The 17,448-nt window shown below is 63.4% G+C and carries 12 protein-coding genes and 1 rRNA gene; 9 read left to right on the top strand and 4 right to left on the bottom strand.

All coding sequences use genetic code 11. From position 1 onward, the window contains the following. The first annotated feature begins 2 nt into the window (after positions 1 to 2). The 7 genes from rrf to J5M73_RS28830 all read left to right on the top strand — a co-directional run bounded on the left by rrf (position 3) and on the right by J5M73_RS28830 (position 11,973). A 5S ribosomal RNA gene (rrf, locus tag J5M73_RS28860) occupies positions 3 to 118 on the top strand. A 163-nt stretch (positions 119 to 281) separates the two neighbouring features. Beyond that, positions 282 to 3,734, top strand: a complete 3,453-nt coding sequence (gene recC / locus J5M73_RS28855; protein WP_102861011.1) for an exodeoxyribonuclease V subunit gamma — start codon at positions 282 to 284, stop codon at positions 3,732 to 3,734. Then, the gene (gene recB, locus J5M73_RS28850; protein ID WP_207816719.1) at positions 3,731 to 7,423 is read left to right on the top strand and encodes an exodeoxyribonuclease V subunit beta; all 3,693 of its coding nucleotides are present in this window, start codon (positions 3,731 to 3,733) and stop codon (positions 7,421 to 7,423) included. Before recC ends, recB begins: the two co-directional genes overlap by 4 nt. Next, positions 7,420 to 9,501 carry an exodeoxyribonuclease V subunit alpha gene (gene recD / locus J5M73_RS28845; protein WP_102861013.1) on the top strand — a complete coding sequence of 694 codons (2,082 nt, stop codon included), beginning with the start codon at positions 7,420 to 7,422 and terminating at the stop codon, positions 9,499 to 9,501. Before recB ends, recD begins: the two co-directional genes overlap by 4 nt. 116 nt (positions 9,502 to 9,617) lie before the next feature. Beyond that, complete coding sequence (locus tag J5M73_RS28840) at positions 9,618 to 10,199, top strand: YfiR family protein (protein ID WP_102861706.1); 582 nt, start codon at positions 9,618 to 9,620, stop codon at positions 10,197 to 10,199. After that, entirely contained in the window at positions 10,196 to 11,464 is a 1,269-nt protein-coding gene (locus J5M73_RS28835) for a diguanylate cyclase (protein WP_102861014.1), read from the top strand. Before J5M73_RS28840 ends, J5M73_RS28835 begins: the two co-directional genes overlap by 4 nt. Before the next feature lie 14 nt (positions 11,465 to 11,478). Beyond that, positions 11,479 to 11,973, top strand: coding sequence for an OmpA family protein (locus J5M73_RS28830; protein ID WP_102861015.1), 495 nt, complete (start codon positions 11,479 to 11,481; stop codon positions 11,971 to 11,973). Positions 11,974 to 12,019: 46 nt separating this feature from the next. On the opposite strand, the gene J5M73_RS28825 is transcribed toward J5M73_RS28830, so the two are convergent. Next, positions 12,020 to 12,970: a LysR family transcriptional regulator gene (locus J5M73_RS28825; protein ID WP_115581547.1), complete on the bottom strand. Its 951-nt coding sequence runs from the start codon at positions 12,968 to 12,970 to the stop codon at positions 12,020 to 12,022. Between the two features lie 148 nt (positions 12,971 to 13,118). Here J5M73_RS28825 and J5M73_RS28820 point away from each other — a divergent pair, with 148 nt between their 5' ends. Further along, positions 13,119 to 14,645, top strand: coding sequence for a CoA-acylating methylmalonate-semialdehyde dehydrogenase (locus tag J5M73_RS28820; RefSeq protein WP_115581548.1), 1,527 nt, complete (start codon positions 13,119 to 13,121; stop codon positions 14,643 to 14,645). A gap of 10 nt (positions 14,646 to 14,655) precedes the next feature. After that, complete coding sequence (gene mmsB / locus J5M73_RS28815; protein WP_102861018.1) at positions 14,656 to 15,543, top strand: 3-hydroxyisobutyrate dehydrogenase; 888 nt, start codon at positions 14,656 to 14,658, stop codon at positions 15,541 to 15,543. A 281-nt stretch (positions 15,544 to 15,824) separates the two neighbouring features. Here the strand turns inward: mmsB and J5M73_RS28810 are convergent, their stop codons facing one another. The 3 genes from J5M73_RS28810 to J5M73_RS28800 form a co-directional block, all read right to left on the bottom strand. Beyond that, the gene (locus J5M73_RS28810; RefSeq protein WP_102861019.1) at positions 15,825 to 16,343 is read right to left on the bottom strand and encodes an RES domain-containing protein; all 519 of its coding nucleotides are present in this window, start codon (positions 16,341 to 16,343) and stop codon (positions 15,825 to 15,827) included. Continuing rightward, entirely contained in the window at positions 16,340 to 16,825 is a 486-nt protein-coding gene (locus J5M73_RS28805) for an antitoxin Xre/MbcA/ParS toxin-binding domain-containing protein (RefSeq protein ID WP_102861020.1), read from the bottom strand. The genes J5M73_RS28810 and J5M73_RS28805 overlap by 4 nt, the downstream gene beginning before the upstream one ends. Positions 16,826 to 16,948: 123 nt before the next feature. Next, positions 16,949 to 17,293 carry a cupin domain-containing protein gene (locus J5M73_RS28800; RefSeq protein ID WP_102861021.1) on the bottom strand — a complete coding sequence of 115 codons (345 nt, stop codon included), beginning with the start codon at positions 17,291 to 17,293 and terminating at the stop codon, positions 16,949 to 16,951. Positions 17,294 to 17,448: the final 155 nt, after the last annotated feature.

The following is a 17,448-nucleotide window of genomic DNA, read 5'->3' as shown; positions in this document are numbered from 1 at the left end:
TTCTTGACGACCATAGAGCGTTGGAACCACCTGATCCCATCCCGAACTCAGAAGTGAAACGATGCATCGCCGATGGTAGTGTGGGGTTTCCCCATGTGAGAGTAGGTCATCGTCAAGATTAAATTCCAAAACCCCAATTGCGAAAGCAATTGGGGTTTTGTTTTTGCGCGGAGAAAAGCTGCAGCGGTTTCTCTTGTGCTGTTTGCTCGGTCCGGCTGCCACCACCCCGTGACAGTGCTAAGGTTCCGGCCTAGCTTTTTGTATTCTCCAAGGAAGCCCTTATGCCGGACGCCTCGTCCCTCACCCCAGGTTTTATGGTGGTTCACGGTAACCGCCTGGACGAGTTGCGCAGCCTGGTGGTCAGCTGGATGCGGCGCTACCCGCTGGCTCCTCTGGAAAATGAAATCGCCCTGGTGCAGAGCAATGGCATCGCGCAATGGCTGAAGTTGGCCCTGGCTGAAGATCCTGAAGAGGATGACTCCGGCGGTTGCGGTATTGCCGCCGCCATCGATGTGCAATTGCCTGGCAGCTTCATGTGGCAGCTTTATCGCCTGGTATTGGGACGCGATGAAATCCCGCCTAAATCCCTTTTGGACAAAGCCCCGCTGACCTGGCGTCTGATGCGCCTGCTGCCAGAGCTGATCGATGAGCCCCACTTCGAACCCCTGCAGCGCTTCCTGACCCACGACAGTGATTTGCGTAAACGCTACCAACTGGCAGAGCGCCTTGCCGACCTGTTCGACCAGTACCAGGTCTATCGGGCCGATTGGCTGGAGGACTGGGCCGCTGGACGCCATTCACTGCGTAACGTTCGTGGCGAAGCCAAAGCCCTGACCCCGGCCAACTGCTGGCAAGCCGAACTGTGGCGAGCACTGCTTCTGGATGTGGGTACCGAAGGCATGGCCCAGAGCCGAGCCGGAGTCCACCAACGCTTTATCGAGCGGATCAATAACCTGGATCAAGCTCCCGCTGGCCTGCCGTCACGAGTGATCGTTTTCGGTATTTCTTCCTTGCCGGCCCAGGCCTTGGAGGCTTTGGCCGGATTGGCCCGTTTCAGCCAAGTCCTTCTCTGTGTGCACAACCCCTGTCGCCATCACTGGGCGGACATCGTTGCCGACAAGGATCTGCTGCGCCATCAGTACAAACGCCAGGCGCGCAAAGCCGGTATGCCACTGGCCCTGGACCCGCAAACCCTGCACCAGCATGCCCATCCGTTGCTGGCCGCCTGGGGCAAGCAGGGCCGTGACTACATCAACCTGCTGGACAGCTACGACGACCCCAACAGTTATCGCGCGGCTTTCCGCGATGGCCGCATCGACCTGTTCAGCGACAGCCAGCCACGCACTATGCTTCAGCAGCTGCAGGACGATATCCTCGAGCTGCGTCCCCTCAACGAGACTCGCGAACTGTGGCCCGAAGTCGATCTCCAGCAGGACCAGTCGATCCGTTTTCACATTGCTCACAGTGCCCAGCGCGAGGTGGAAATCCTCCACGACCAGCTCCTGGCACGCTTCAGCGCCGAGCCCGACCTGCGGCCTCGCGATGTGATCGTCATGGTCCCCGACATCGACAGCTACGCCCCGCATATCCGTGCAGTATTCGGCCAGTTGGAGCGTGATGACCGACGTTTCATTCCCTTTACCCTCACCGACCAGGGACAGCGCGGTCGCGACCCGTTGCTGATCGCCGTCGAACACCTGCTCAAACTCCCCGACAGCCGCTTCCCGGTCAGTGAGATTCTCGACCTGCTGGACGTCCCGGCATTGCGTGCGCGTTTTGGTGTCGATGAAGCCGACCTGCCCACCTTGCACCGCTGGATCGAAGGTGCCGGCATCCGTTGGGGCATGAACGCCGAACAACGCGCCGAATTGGGACTGCCCCAGGAGCTTGAGCAAAACAGCTGGCGTTTCGGCCTGCGCCGAATGCTCCTGGGATATGCGGTCGGCCGCTCCGATGCCTGCGACGGCATTGAGCCTTATGACGAAATCGGCGGCCTGGATGCCGCGCTGATCGGCCCCTTGGTCGCACTGCTGGATGCCCTGCAGATTGCCTACCAGCAACTCACCCAGCCTGCTGTGCCAGCCCAATGGGGCGAGCGCCTGCAGCACTTGCTGGAACAGTTCTTCCTGGCTAGCACCGAGCATGACGATTACCTGTTGGGCCAGCTCGAGGACCTTCGGGAAAACTGGCTGGAAACCTGCGACTCCGTCGGTCTGCAAGATCAATTGCCCCTGACCGTGGTGCGTGAAGCCTGGCTGGCGGGCCTTGATCAGGGCCGCTTGTCCCAGCGCTTCCTCGCCGGCGCCGTGAATTTCTGCACCCTGATGCCGATGCGCGCAATCCCCTTCAAGCTGGTGTGCCTGCTGGGCATGAATGACGGTGACTATCCACGGGCGCAACCGCCTCTGGACTTCGACCTGATGGGCAGCGACTACCGCCCCGGCGACCGTTCCCGACGCGAAGATGACCGCTATCTGCTGCTCGAAGCGTTGCTCTCAGCCCGGGACCAACTCTATGTCAGTTGGGTTGGCCGCAGCATCCGCGATAACAGCGAACGGCCTGCCTCGGTGCTGATCGGCCAGTTGCGCGATCATCTGGCCGGCGGCTGGCGATTGGCCGATGCGCAGCAATCCCTGCTCGAGGCCCTGACCCAGGAGCACCCGCTGCAGCCCTTCAGTGCCCGCTACTTTCATGACAATGACGTCCTGTTCAGTTACGCCCGGGAGTGGCAGGTATTGCATCAGGCCCCGGCAGAAACCGGCACCACCGAACGCCTCGAGCCTTATGTACAGGAGGAGCCCTTGAGCCTGGCCCAGTTGCAAGATTTTCTGCGCAACCCGGTACGGCACTTTTTCAGCCAACGGCTCAAGGTGTTTTTTGAAGCCATGGAAGCACCACTGGCTGACGAGGAGCCCTTTGTCCTCGACGCCCTGCAACGCTACAGCCTCAGCGACAGCTTGCTGGAGGCCGCATTGAGTGATGCCGCACACCCGGATCAGGCCTTGCAGGCCCAGGCGCAGAGGCTGCAAGCCAGCGGCCTGTTGCCCATGGCCGGTTTCGGCGAGTGCCTGCAACGCGAACTCATGGAGCCCCTGCCGGATTTGTTGCAGCGCTACCGGCAACTGCTGGATCTGTGGCCAACCCCGGTCACCAGTGCATTGCCTGTCAGCCTGGAATTGCAGGGCGTGCGCCTGGAAGGCTGGTTGAGCCACCTGCATCAACGGGCGGATGGCGGACTATTGGCCGTGACCACCATTCCCAACGGCATAGGTTCGCTCAAAACCCGCAAATGGCACCGCTTGATCAAGCCCTGGATCAACCATCTGCTGGCCTGCGCCAGCGGTTACTCCCTGACCACTGCGTTGGTGGCCAGCGATGACAGCCTGCTGTTACCGCCGTTGGAACAGGATCAGGCTCGGGCGATCCTCGGCAATCTGCTGCTGGCCTGGCAATCGGGCATGCGGCAGCCATTGCCGGTGGCCGTCAAGACTGCCTTCGCCTGGCTGGGCCAGACCGATCCTGACAAAGCCGCTGCCGCGGCCCGCAAGACCTACGATGGCGATGGCCAGAACAGTGAAGGCGAGCGTCGAGAAAGCCCGGCATTGGCTCGGCAATTCGCCGACTACAACGCCCTGATCGCTGATGAAACCTTCAGCGGCTGGGCCGAGACACTCTATCGCCCCCTGCTGGACGCCCCCTGGCGTTCAGCCCTCGGCGAGGAGGCCGGCGCATGACTCAACAAGTCCCTCTGGCCCTGGCCTTCCCGCTACGGGGTAGCCAACTGATCGAGGCCAGTGCCGGCACCGGCAAGACCTTCACCATCTCCGCGCTCTATCTGCGTCTGGTGCTGGGCCACGGTGGCGAGTCCGCAGGCTTTGGTCGCGAATTGCTGCCACCGCAGATCCTGGTGGTGACCTTTACCGATGCGGCCACCAAGGAGTTGCGCGAACGCATCCGCACCCGTCTGGCGGAGGCCGCACGCTTCTTCCGTGACGAAACCAGCGCCCCCGACAGCCTGATCGTCGAGCTGCGGGAGCAGTACTCCGCCGAACAATGGGCCGCCTGCGCCAACCGCCTGGACATCGCCGCGCAGTGGATGGATGAGGCCGCCGTCTCCACCATTCACAGCTGGTGCCAACGCATGCTCCGCGAGCACGCTTTCGACAGCGGCAGCCTGTTTACCCAGACCCTGGAGACCGACCACAGCGATCTGCTGGGTCAGGTGCTGCGTGATTACTGGCGCTTGTTCTGCTATCCGATGCAGGGCGATGCGCTTAACTGGGTGCGCTCCAACTGGGTCGGCCCGGCCCAATTGCTGCCCCGGGTGCGGGCGATGTTCGGCAGCGAGTGTCGTGAGCCGTCGGAACAGACCCCCAGTGAATTGATCGAAGCCTGTCTGCAGGAGCGTCGGGAAGCGCTGGTACAACTCAAGGCGCCCTGGCGGCAATGGGCGGTGGAGTTGCGGGAGATCTGTCTGCAAGGCGTTGCCAGCAAGAGTGTCGACGGCCGCAAGATGCAGGCTCGTTTCTTCGAGCCCTGGTTTGAAAAGATCACGGCCTGGGCCGAGGACGAATCCGTTGAGCAGTTGGATATTGGCACCGGCTTCACCCGCCTGACCCCAGACGGAATGAGCGAGGCCTGGAAAGGTGAAGCTCCGCAGCACCCGGGGCTCGATGCCATGGCTGGACTCAAGGCCAGCCTCGACGCCTTGCCCAGCCCGGACGCCGCGGTCCTGCAGCATGCTGCGCAGTGGGTCGGTGCGCGTTTTGAGGAAGAGAAGCGTCGCCGCGCCGAAATGGGCTTTGACGATATGTTGCTGCGTCTGGACAGCGCCCTGCAAAGCGACGGCGGCGAGCGCCTGGCGACTTTGATCCGCGAGCAGTTTCCGGTGGCCCTGATCGACGAGTTCCAGGACACCGATCCGGTGCAGTACCGGATCTTCGAAAGCATCTACCGCATCGAGGCCAACGACCCCGAAACCGGGCTGTTCCTGATTGGCGACCCCAAACAAGCGATCTACGCCTTCCGTGGCGCCGACATCTACACCTACCTGCGGGCCCGCCAGGCCACAGCGGGACGCTTGCATACGCTGGGCACCAACTTTCGTTCCAGCCAGGCCATGGTCAGTGCGGTCAACCATGTGTTCCTGCAAGCCGAACAGCGCCAGCAAGGGCAGGGGGCCTTCCTGTTTCGCGAAGAGGATGGCGAGAATCCGGTGCCCTTCCTGGCGGTAGCCGCTCAGGGCCGCAAGGAGCGCCTGCAGGTGGATGGCCAAGCGGTGCCAGCGCTGAACTTCTGGCAACTGCCTTCGGAGCAACCGCTGTCCGGGGCCCAGTATCGTCAGCAGCAGGCCGCGGCCTGTGCCAGTGCCATTGTCGATCTGCTCAATGGCGGTCAGCAGGGGCGCAGTGGTTTTGCCCGCGATCAGCAGGAACTCAAGGGTCTGTTGCCGGCGGATATCGCCATTCTGGTCCGCGACGGCAAGGAGGCCCAGGCGGTGCGCGGTGAACTGGCCGCCCGCGGGGTGCGCAGCGTGTATCTCTCGGACAAGGACTCGGTGTTCGCCGCCCAGGAAGCCCGGGACCTGCTGGTGTGGCTCAAGGCTTGCGCCGAACCGGATGTGGAGCGTCCGCTGCGAGCCGCCCTGGCCTCCCTGACCCTGAACCTGTCCCTGGTGGAACTGGAGCGGCTGAACCAGGACGAATTGGCCTGGGAAGCCCGAGTCATGCAGTTCCGCGGATACCGCACGATCTGGCGCAGCCAGGGCGTGCTGCCGATGCTCCGACGCTTGCTCCATGACTTCCAGCTGCCCCAGGCGCTGATGACCCGCAGCGACGGCGAGCGGGTGCTGACCAACCTCCTGCACCTGTCTGAGTTGTTGCAGCAAAACGCTGCGGAACTGGACGGTGAGCAGGCACTGATCCGCCATCTGGCCGAGCATCTGGCGTTGTCCGGGCAGGCCGGTGAAGAGCAGATCCTGCGCCTGGAAAGCGACGAGCAACTGGTCAAGGTGGTGACCATCCACAAGTCCAAGGGCCTGGAATACCCCCTGGTGTTCCTGCCCTTCATCTGCTCCACCAAACCGGTGGATGGCAGTCGCCTGCCGCTGCATTACCACGATGCTGCCGGCAAGGCCCAGGTCAGTTTGCGACCGACGCCGGAGCTGATCGCCCAAGCCGATGAGGAGCGTCTGGCGGAAGATCTGCGTCTGCTCTACGTGGCCCTGACCCGGGCCCAGCATGCCTGCTGGCTGGGAGTGGCCGATCTCAAGCGCGGCAACCACAGCAGCTCGGTGTTGCACTTGTCGGCCCTGGGCTACCTGCTTGGCGGCGGTGCCCTGTTGGGCGAGTCCAAGGGATTGCTGCGCTGGCTCCTGGACTTGCAGCAAGGCTGTGAGGCCATCGGTGTCAGCGAGCTGCCTGCGGCCGATGACCAGCGCTTTTACCCGCCGCGCAATGACGCCAGGCTGCTGGCCCCGTTACAGCCGATTCGACGGGCGGCGGAGAACTGGTGGATCGCCTCCTACAGTGCCTTGCGCATCAGCAATACCTTGGGCAGCGGCAGCACCGAAGCACCGGAAAATCCCCAGGCACAGAAGCTCTTCGACGATGAGCGGCTGGACCCCGAGGCCCCTCGGGAAGTCGTCGCCAGTGGTGGCGATATTCACCGGTTTCCCCGGGGCCCGAACCCCGGCACCTTCCTCCACGGTCTGCTGGAATGGGCCGGGGAGGAGGGTTTTGCCGCCGCCCCCGCGGTGATCGAGGATGCCATCGCCCGCCGTTGCAATCGTCGCGGCTGGCAAGGCTGGATTTTGACCCTCAGCGATTGGCTGCAGCACTTGTTGCAGGCGTCCCTGCCTGTGGGGGATGGGCAACCGCCAGTGGTGCTGGGGCGACTGACCCAGTACCGGGTCGAAATGGAGTTCTGGTTTGCCAGTCACAAGGTCGACGTGCTCAAGCTCGACGAGCTGGTGCGCCAGCAGACCCACCAGGGCGCGCCTCGGGTCACCGCCGAGCCGGTGCTGCTCAATGGCATGTTCAAGGGCTTCATCGACCTGACATTCGAACATCAGGGCCGCTATTACGTGGCCGACTACAAATCCAACTGGCTGGGCGTGGACGACGCGGCCTACACCGAGCAGGCCATGGAGCAATCGATTCTCGACAACCGCTACGACCTGCAATACGTGCTCTACCTGCTGGCGCTGCATCGGCAGTTGAAGGCCCGGTTGGCGGACTACGATTACGATCGGCACATCGGCGGCGCCTTGTACCTGTTTTTGCGTGGCAGCCGTTCCGCGAGCCAGGGCGCGTACTTTGCCCGGCCGCCACGGCAGTTGATCGAACGCCTCGACCGCATGTTCCAGGGCCAGCCCGAGCCGCCCAAGGCCGAGCCCGCCTGGGAACAGGGAGTGCTGTTATGACCCAGGATCTGTTTGCCCAGTTGGCCGAGCCGCCAGCGCCCCAGTTAGCGCTGGCGCCCCTGGCTCGCGCCGAAGACCTGCTGTTGTTGCTTGAGCGCTGGGTCGAGCGCGGCTGGCTGCGGGCCCTGGACAAGGCTTTTGTCGGCTTCCTCCATGAGCTGGACCCCGGCTGCGATCCGTTGGTGCTCATGGCCGCGGCCCTGACCAGTCACCAGTTGGGTCATGGGCATGTCTGCCTGGACCTGTTCGAAACCCTCAAGGAGCCGGACTTCGCCCTGTCGCTGCCGCCGGAAGGGGATTCGCAAGGCGGTGCCACGGTGCTGCCTTCCCAGGTGTTGGCGAATCTGGAGGGGGCTCACTGGTGCAAGGTCCTGGCCGGCAGTCGGTTGGTGGCCCTGTCGGCTGATCACGGCGAGGCGTCCCAGCAGCGGCCGTTGGTGCTGTCCGGAAAGCGCCTGTACCTGCGGCGCTACTGGGCCTATGAACGGCGGATCGACAACGCCCTGCGCCAGCGCCTGGCGTCGACGGAAGCGACTCCGGAGAATCTGGCCCAGCGCCTGGACGGGCTGTTTGGCCCGGCCAAGGCTGCCGGGCCCATCGATTGGCAGAAACTCGCCTGTGCCCTGGCGACCCGAGGCGCCTTCAGCATCATCACCGGTGGCCCCGGCACGGGCAAAACCACCACCGTGGTGCGTCTGCTGGCGTTGCTCCAGGCCCCGGCGGTGGAGGCGCGCAAACCCTTGCGCATTCGTCTGGCGGCGCCCACTGGCAAAGCCGCGGCCCGCCTCACCGAGTCCATCAGCCTGCAAGTGCGGTCCCTGGCAGTCGCCGACGAGGTACGGGAAAAGATCCCCAGCGAGGTGACCACGGTGCACCGCTTGCTGGGCAATCGCCCGGGCACCCGGCATTTCCGCCACCACGCCGGCAACCGCCTGCCCCTGGATGTGCTGGTGGTGGACGAAGCTTCGATGATCGACCTGGAAATGATGGCCAATCTGCTGGACGCCTTGCCCATTCATGCCCGCCTGGTGCTGTTGGGGGACAAGGATCAACTGGCGTCGGTGGAGGCGGGGGCGGTGCTCGGTGACCTGTGTCGCGATGCCGAGGCCGGCTGGTACAACCCGCAGACTCGCGCCTGGCTGGAAGCGGTCAGCGCTGAGAACCTGGGCGCCAGCGGCTTGCAGGAAGACACCGGGCACCAGCATCCCCTGGCACAGCAGGTGGTGATGCTGCGCCACTCCCGGCGCTTCGGCGAAGGCAGTGGCATTGGCCAGCTGGCGCGCTGGGTCAATCAACAACAGGCCGAGGAGGCCCGGCGCCTGCTGGCGGCTCGCAGCCATGCGGACTTGTACAGCCTGAGTCTCAAGGGCGAGCAGGACAGAGCCCTTGAGCGCCTGTTGCTGGAAGGCCACGGCGAGGGGCCACAAGGCTATCGGCATTACCTGAATGTGCTGCGCAGTCAGCGTCCACCCGCGGACACCGCCCTGGAAGACCGCCGCTGGACCGATTGGGCGCGCAACGTCCTGCAGGCCTTCGATCGCTTCCAGTTGCTCTGTGCCGTGCGCAAGGGGCCGTGGGGTGTCGAAGGATTGAACCTGCGGATCACCCAGGCATTGTTCAAGGCTCGGCTGATCGACAGCGACCAGCAATGGTACGAAGGTCGCCCTGTGCTGATGACCCGTAACGACTATGGTCTGGGCCTGATGAATGGTGATATTGGCATCGCCCTCCAGCTGCCGGAACATGAGGGGCCGCAAGCCGGGCGTCAGGTGCTGCGGGTGGCTTTCCCGCGCAACGATGGCCAGGGCGGGGTACGCCTGGTACTGCCGAGCCGGCTCAATGACGTGGAAACGGTCTACGCCATGACCGTGCACAAGTCTCAGGGTTCGGAGTTCGCCCATACTGCGCTGATCCTGCCCGACGCCCTGAACCCGGTGCTGACCAAGGAATTGATCTATACAGGAATCACCCGGGCCAAGGATTGGTTCAGCCTGATCGAGCCTCGGGCCGGGGTGTTTGAAGAGGCGGTGCGGCGCAAGGTCAAGCGCCTTAGCGGGTTGATGCTGGAACTGGACTGAGCACTGCGTTGCTGTCCAGTGCCCAGCACCGTATTGGGGCGCTGGGCTCGCTGCATTTTCCCGGGCTGTGCTATCGTTGCGGCATCATTTCCGTGAAATTCAAAGAGAATCCCTGCATGGACGTGGCTGTCTTCAGGACAGAGCGCATTTTGGGGTGGAGGCAGTGTGTACTGTCGACCATTCTTTGCCTGTTCAGTCTGCTTGCCATTGCGCAACCAGAGCCGTCAGCCTCTACCAGCCTGGCGGAACAGCGGGCCAAGGCAGTGACGCAAGTGGTGTTGGGTATCCTCAGCTACGCTCGCTGGCCGGTGGAACCTGCAGAACTGCGCCTGTGCGTGGTGGGCCCGACCGAATACACCGACGATCTGCTCAAGGGCACTACTCAGGCTACCGGCCGTCCGGTGCTGGTGCGTCGCCTGTTGGCCAGCAGCCCGGCAATCGTCAGTGAATGCGACTCGGTCTATGTCGGCAAACTGAGCAACGATGAACGGAGTCGCCTGTTCAATTCGCTGATCGGCCAACCCGTGCTGAGCATCAGCGAGGGTGGCGACCAGTGCACCGTTGGCAGCCTGTTCTGCCTGCGGGTCAGCGACAACCAAGTGTCGTTCGAGGTCAACCTGGATTCAGTGGCCCGCAGCGGGGTGAAGATCCATCCCAGCGTGCTGCAACTGTCGCGTCGTCGCCCGGCGGCGCCATGAAGCTGTTCAAGCCCAACGCCCGCCCGACCCTGCGGTCGGTTATAGGTCGCGGTCACCTGATCGTCGCCCTGTTGGCGATCTCCATGGCCAGCCTGTCCCTGACCTTCCTCGGGGTCCTGGCATTGCGCGTCTATGCCGATCACAACCTGCACCTGATTGCCCGGTCCATCAGCTACACCGTGGAAGCGGCGGTGGTGTTCAACGACAGTGTGGTGGCCACCGAGGCCCTGGCCCTGATTGCCTCAACCGAAGAGGTGGCCGATGCCAAGGTCTATGACAACCAGGGCCGTCTGCTGGCCAGTTGGCAACGTCCGGAAAGCGGTCTGCTGACCCGCCTGGAAATGCACGTTGCCAGTGCGATCCTGGAAAAGCCCATCAGCTTGCCGATTCTTCATCAGAACCGAGAAGTGGGCAGCGTCAACGTCACCGGCCATGGCGGCAGTCTGCTGCGCTTTCTGCTCAGTGGTCTGGTGGGTATCGTGCTTTGTACTGCCTTGAGTGCCTGGGTGTCGCTGTACCTGGCACGCCGGCAACTGCGGGGGATCACCGGGCCCTTGCGCAGCCTGGCGGAAGTGGCCCACGCGGCGCGGCGCGAGCGGGCCTTCGATCAGCGGGTACCGCCTGCGGAAATCGCTGAACTGGACAACCTCGGCAACGACTTCAATGCCCTGCTCGATGAGCTGGAAGCCTGGCAGACTCACCTGCAAAGCGAGAATGAGACCCTGGCTCACCAGGCCAGTCACGACAGCCTGACCGGCCTGCCCAACCGGGCGTTTTTCGAGGGGCGGCTGATTCGTGCACTGCGCAGCGCCAACAAGCTCAACGAGCGCATGGCGGTGCTGTTTCTCGACAGTGACCGGTTCAAGGAAATCAACGACAACTTCGGCCACGCCGCGGGTGATGCGGTGCTGGTGGCGGTGGCCACGCGAATTCGCGCGCAGCTGCGTGAAGAGGATCTGGTGGCCCGGCTGGGCGGCGACGAATTCGCCGTGCTGCTCAGCCCGCTGCACCGGGTTGAAGATGCCCAGCGCATCGCAGACAAAATCATCCACAGCATGGACGTGCCGATTCAATTGCCTGGCAACCTGTCGATCATGACGTCGCTGAGCATCGGCATTGCCGTGTACCCGGATCATGGCGTGACGCCCGGCAGCCTGTTGAACGCTGCCGATGAGGCCATGTACCACGCCAAGCGCGGTTCGCGAGGCGGGCAACACACAGTGGGGGCGGAGCTCCCTATCGTTCAGGTTCAAAACAGGAGCTAATTCCCTTGTTCTCAATGACGCAACGTACGGTTCGACTGTTCAGCACCCTGGTATTGATGGCCCTCTTGGCCCTGACCGGTTGCCAGAGCGTGCCGCCCAAAGGTCTGACCCCGAAACAGATCGCGGTACTGAAACAGGAGGGCTTCGAACTGACGGATGAAGGCTGGGCCTTCGGCCTGTCGGGCAAGGTGCTGTTTGGCAGCGATGTGGAAACCCTGAACCAGGCCAGCACCGAGATCGTCCAGCGCATCGGCAAGGCCTTGCTCAGTGTGGATATCCAGAAGGTCCGGGTCGACGGCCATACCGACGCTTCGGGCAAGGAAGCCTATAACGTGCAGCTGTCCATGCGCCGGGCCAAGAGCGTGGTCAAGGTGCTGACCCAGGTCGGCATGCGTGAAGAGAACATCCAGCTGCGCGGTCTGGGCAGCAGCGAGCCGGTGGCTTCCAACAGCACCGCAGCCGGGCGCACCGAGAACCGCCGGGTGTCGATCGTGGTGATCGCCGACTGATCGGCGATCCACATTTTCGCGGCTTTAGCTTGGCGGTCGCTAAAGATCAGGGGGCGGCGAACAGCATGCTGCGACTGTCCCCCATGAGCAGCGGCCGATTCTGCTCGGTCACCTCGCGGATGTAATCCCACAACAGGGTGATGCGCTTCAATTTGCGCAGGTCTTCGCGGCAGTACATCCAGAATTGCCGGGTCAGGTTGATCTCCTTGGGCAGTACTGGCAGCAGCCGCGGGTCCTGGGCCGCCAGGAAGCACGGCAGGATCGCCAGCGAGCGGCCCTGCTGCGCCGCCACGTACTGGGCGATGACGCTGGTGCTGCGCAGGTTGGCGCTGGCCCCGGGCACCACATTGGCCAGGTACAGCAGCTCGGAACTGAACGCCAGGTCGTCCACGTAGCTGATGAATTGATGTTCCCCCAGGTCGCTGGGGCGGCGGATCGGCGGGTGACGGTCGAGGTATTCCTGGGTGGCGTACAGCTGCAGGCGGTAGTCGCACAGCTTGCAGCACACGTAGGGGCCGTGCTCCGGGCGCTCCAGGGCGATGACGATGTCCGCCTCGCGCTTGGACAGGCTGATGAAGTGCGGCAGCGGCAGGATGTCCACTGAGATCGCCGGGTACTCATCGAGAAAGTGGCTCAACTGCGGGGTGATGAAGAAGCTGCCGAAGCCCTCGGTGCAGCCCATGCGCACATGCCCGGACAACGCCACCCCGGAACCCGAGACCTGCTCGCAGGCCATGTGCAGGGTGCTTTCGATGGACTCGGCATAACCCAGCAGGCGCTGGCCCTCGGCGGTCAGAACAAAACCGTTGGTGCGGGACTTTTCGAACAACAGGGTGCCCAGGGCGGTTTCCAGCGAGCCGATGCGCCGCGACACCGTGGTGTAGTCCACCGCCAGGCGCTTGGCCGCGCTGCTGGCCTTGCGGGTGCGCGCCACTTCGAGGAAAAACTTCAGGTCGTCCCAGTTCAGGGTGCTCAGCGAGGTGATGTTTTTTTGCATGTTGGACCGGATTTTATGTGCGTTCTTATTAGGAATTTGCACATCTATACTCCAAAAACCGTCCGACACCAACTCGCGACAGCCCCTCTTTCAAGGCGCTTGCCCGCCTTGGTTCCCTGCATAAGAACTCAAGAAGTCAGGAGACCCCATGAACGCATCCCTCAAGCCCGACGGCACCACCCTGCAACAGGTCAAATTGCTGATCGACGGTGAATGGGTCCAGTCCCAGAGCCAGGAATGGCACGACATCGTCAACCCGGCGACCCAGGAAGTGCTGGCCAAGGTGCCCTTTGCCACCGCCGCTGAAGTCGATGCCGCGATCGCCGCCGCCCAGCGCGCCTTCCAGACCTGGAAACTGACTCCGATCGGCGCGCGGATGCGCATCATGCTCAAGCTCCAGGCCTTGATCCGTGAGCATTCCAAGCGCATTGCCGCAGTCCTCAGCGCCGAACAGGGCAAGACCCTCGCCGACGCCGAGGGTGACATCTTCCGCGGCCTGGAAGTGGTGGAGCATGCCTGCTCCATCGGCACCCTGCAGATGGGCGAGTTCGCCGAGAACGTCGCCGGCGGTGTAGACACCTATACCCTGCGCCAGCCGATCGGTGTGTGCGCCGGGATCACCCCGTTCAACTTCCCGGCGATGATTCCGCTGTGGATGTTCCCGATGGCCATCGCCTGCGGCAACACCTTCGTCCTCAAGCCTTCCGAGCAGGACCCGCTGTCCACCATGCTGCTGGTGGAGCTGGCGGTGGAAGCCGGGGTCCCGGCCGGCGTGCTCAACGTGGTGCACGGCGGCAAGGACGTGGTGGATGCGCTGTGCACCCACAAGGACATCAAGGCGGTGTCCTTCGTCGGTTCGACCGCGGTCGGCACTCACGTCTATGACTTGGCGGGCAAGCACGGCAAGCGCGTGCAATCGATGATGGGCGCCAAGAACCACGCCGTGGTGCTGCCCGACGCCAACCGCGAACAGACCCTCAATGCCCTGGTGGGCGCCGGCTTCGGCGCGGCCGGTCAGCGGTGCATGGCCACCTCGGTGGTGGTGCTGGTGGGCGCCGCTAAACAATGGCTGCCGGACCTCAAGGCCCTGGCGCAGAAACTCAAGGTCAACGCCGGCAGCGAGCCGGGCACCGATGTGGGCCCGGTGGTGTCCAAGCGCGCCAAGGCGCGGATTCTGGAGCTGATCGAAAGCGGCGTGAAAGAAGGCGCCAAGCTGGAGCTCGATGGCCGCGGCATCCAGGTCCCGGGCTACGAGCAAGGCAATTTCATCGGCCCGACCCTGTTCTCCGGGGTAACCACCGATATGCAGATCTACACCCAGGAAATCTTCGGCCCGGTGCTGGTGGTGCTGGAGGTCGACACCCTGGATCAGGCCATTGCCCTGGTCAACGCCAACCCCTTCGGCAACGGCACCGGCCTGTTCACCCAGAGCGGGGCGGCGGCGCGCAAGTTCCAGAGCGAAATCGACGTCGGCCAGGTCGGTATCAACATCCCGATTCCGGTGCCGGTGCCGTTCTTCAGCTTCACCGGCTCCCGCGGCTCCAAGCTCGGCGACCTGGGCCCGTACGGCAAGCAAGTGGTGCAGTTCTACACTCAGACCAAGACCGTCACCGCCCGCTGGTTCGACGATGACAGCGTCAACGACGGTGTGAACACCACCATCAGCCTGCGTTGAGGAGCCTGACATGAACATTGCATTTATCGGCCTGGGCAACATGGGCGCACCCATGGCCCGCAACCTGATCAAGGCCGGGCATCAGCTGAACCTGTTCGACCTCAACCAGAGCGTGCTGGCGGAGTTGGCGCAACTGGGCGGGCGCGTTGCTGCCTCGCCCAAGGCGGCTGCCGAAGGTGCCGAACTGGTGATCACCATGCTGCCGGCTGCGGCCCATGTGCGCAGTGTGTGGCTGGGTGAAGACGGGGTGCTGGCAGGGATTGGCCGTGGTGTCCCTGCGGTGGACTGCAGCACCATCGACCCGCAGACCGCTCGTGAAGTGGCCGCTGTGGCTGCCAAGCAAGGTGTGGCCATGGCCGATGCGCCGGTGTCCGGCGGCACCGGTGGTGCACAGGCCGGGACCCTGACCTTCATGGTCGGCGCCAGTGCCGAGCTGTTCGCCACCCTGCAGCCAGTGCTGGCGCAGATGGGGCGCAACATCGTGCATTGCGGCGAAGTGGGCACCGGGCAGATCGCCAAGATCTGCAACAACCTGCTGCTGGGGATTTCGATGATCGGTGTCAGCGAAGCCATGGCCCTGGGGGATGCCCTGGGCATCGATACCCAGGTGCTGGCGGGGATCATCAACAGCTCCACCGGCCGTTGCTGGAGTTCCGATACCTACAACCCGTGGCCTGGAGTGATTGAAACCGCCCCTGCGTCCCGGGGCTACACCGGCGGCTTTGGTGCCGAGCTGATGCTCAAGGACCTGGGGCTGGCCACCGAGGCCGCGCGCCAGGCGCATCAGCCGGTGGTGCTCGGCGCCGTGGCCCAGCAGCTGTACCAGGCCATGAGCCAGCGTGGGGAAGGCGGCAAGGACTTCTCGGCCATCGTCAACAGCTACCGCAAGCCGCAGTAAGGCAAAGATTGTGTAGGCGCTGCTGCAGGCTGCGAACGGCTGCGCAGGAGACGCAGCGATCTCAAAGCGGGATAGCGCCAAGCAAGGCCCTGCGGTCCTTTTCGCAGCTTCGCGGGCTCAGCAGCGGCTACAAGGATAGGTGTAGCCGCTGCCGCAGGCTGCGAACGGCCCGAAGGGCCTCAGCGATTTCAAGTCTGGCGAAGATTGGTATTGAACGCGGCCCCTTCAGCCGGGGCGTTTGCGGGAATCTGCGTCGGGCAGGTTCCCGCTTTTTTGTGGGTTCAGTTCGGGCGATTGGCAGCGGTGTGCGGGGGAGGGTTGAGACGGGTGTCGAGGCCGAAGCGTTCCTGGATCACCACCTGGTACAGCCCTTTGGCCAGCAATGGATTGATCAGAATGTTCCAGCTGTGCCGGGACACCGATGAGGGCACCAGCACGAATGGATGGTCGGCCAGCAACTGGTCGGCGAATTTCTGCTGGCCGGCACTGGGGATGCCCGGGATCAGCCAGTTGGGATTGGGCAGGCTGCGTTCATCCACGCGGTAGATGGCCGACGGGTCCTGGATCAGGGCGCCAGTGAGGACATGGGGCACGTTATCCAGTGCGGCAAAGCCCTTGTGCACCGCCACTTCCAGAATCGCCGTGGCCGGATCGGCGCTGCCATACACGGCCTTGACCCCTTTGGAGTTCCAGCGGCCGCCGCACAGCTCGGCACCGATGCCACTGTCCCAGCTATCGGCGTGCCGGGCGGCGTCCAGTCGCCAGAAATGAATCTCGCTGCTGCCCGGAATACTGATCACTGATAGACCCCGTATTCCAGGCGGGTGAGGAACTCGTCCACCAGTTCGAAGCCGATGGGGTTGGTCAGCAGATCCACCGGTTTATGGCCGTCGAGGCCCATCACCGGCTTGGCCATCCAGTCCTGTGCCTCTTCACTGCTGCCGAAGACGTCCTGGGCCTTGGCCAGCACCTGGGCAAAGCGTACCGCGCGGGCACTCTGCTCCGGGTTCAGGGGTTCGTCCGGGGTTTTCAGGCGCCGATGCAGGGTGCGTTCGGAGAGGCCGATGATCTTGGCCAGGACCTGTTCGTCCTTGAGCATGGGGACCGAGGAGACGAACTTGATGATCGCCGTCAGGGGGATACCTTCCTCGGTCAAGCGATAGATCGAAATGCGGTCGTCAAACCGTGCCCGGCCACCCAGGAGGATGTCCGCAGACTGTTCTTTCAATACCAGTTTGCCCCGCCGCTTGGGGGCAATGCCGGTGCCTGTCAGCGCAACCATGAGTGCTACTCCTGCCTTTGCCATTTGGCAGTGATTATATAGACATTTGGCGGAGCGCGTTGTGTTCAATGGCAATGCCGGAAGGGGAGCCCGGGTCGAAGGGGCCCCCCGGTGTGTTCTGACTCAGGCGAACACGAAGTATTTGCGCACGGTTTCCACCACTTCCCAGGTGCCTTTCATCCCGGGTTCCACCACGAAGATATCGCCGGCACGCAAGTGGATGGGATCGCGGCCATCCGGGGTGATCACGCAGTACCCTTCCTGGAAATGGCAGTACTCCCACTTCTCATAGGCCACCCGCCACTTGCCCGGGGTGCAGATCCAGGTGCCCATGATCTTGCTGCCGTCCTCGCTGGTGTAGGCGTTGAGGTTGACGGTGTGGGGATCGCCCTCGAGTTTTTCCCACTTGCAGGCGTCGAGGACGGGCAGTGGGTGGGTATCGCGCAGAACGGTAATGGGTTGCGACATGCTGTGCTCCTAGCGGGCAGAGAACTGAAGATGCACCCTATAGCGGCCCACGTTCAGGGGGATGTCTGTTCTCGACCTCGGGGTATCCAGAAGCGCAATGCGAGAGTCGCTGCCGGCTGGGGGATAACGGGCGGCTGGCGCTTGAAACATTCCCT

Origin of the sequence: Pseudomonas sp. 50_B (assembly GCF_017491625.1) — a bacterium.
In the GTDB taxonomy this organism is placed as follows: domain Bacteria; phylum Pseudomonadota; class Gammaproteobacteria; order Pseudomonadales; family Pseudomonadaceae; genus Aquipseudomonas; species Aquipseudomonas danubii.
The sequence above is the reverse complement of the archived record's forward strand: the minus strand, read 5'-3'. Positions and strand labels throughout refer to the sequence as shown.

Coding starts and splice junctions, on each gene's coding strand:
- recC (WP_102861011.1), top strand. CDS start 282: ATGCCGGACGCCTCGTCCCTCACCCCAGGTTTTATGGTGGTTCACGGT.
- recB (WP_207816719.1), top strand. CDS start 3,731: ATGACTCAACAAGTCCCTCTGGCCCTGGCCTTCCCGCTACGGGGTAGC.
- recD (WP_102861013.1), top strand. CDS start 7,420: ATGACCCAGGATCTGTTTGCCCAGTTGGCCGAGCCGCCAGCGCCCCAG.
- J5M73_RS28840 (WP_102861706.1), top strand. CDS start 9,618: ATGGACGTGGCTGTCTTCAGGACAGAGCGCATTTTGGGGTGGAGGCAG.
- J5M73_RS28835 (WP_102861014.1), top strand. CDS start 10,196: ATGAAGCTGTTCAAGCCCAACGCCCGCCCGACCCTGCGGTCGGTTATA.
- J5M73_RS28830 (WP_102861015.1), top strand. CDS start 11,479: ATGACGCAACGTACGGTTCGACTGTTCAGCACCCTGGTATTGATGGCC.
- J5M73_RS28825 (WP_115581547.1), bottom strand. CDS start 12,970: ATGCAAAAAAACATCACCTCGCTGAGCACCCTGAACTGGGACGACCTG.
- J5M73_RS28820 (WP_115581548.1), top strand. CDS start 13,119: ATGAACGCATCCCTCAAGCCCGACGGCACCACCCTGCAACAGGTCAAA.
- mmsB (WP_102861018.1), top strand. CDS start 14,656: ATGAACATTGCATTTATCGGCCTGGGCAACATGGGCGCACCCATGGCC.
- J5M73_RS28805 (WP_102861020.1), bottom strand. CDS start 16,825: ATGGTTGCGCTGACAGGCACCGGCATTGCCCCCAAGCGGCGGGGCAAA.
- J5M73_RS28800 (WP_102861021.1), bottom strand. CDS start 17,293: ATGTCGCAACCCATTACCGTTCTGCGCGATACCCACCCACTGCCCGTC.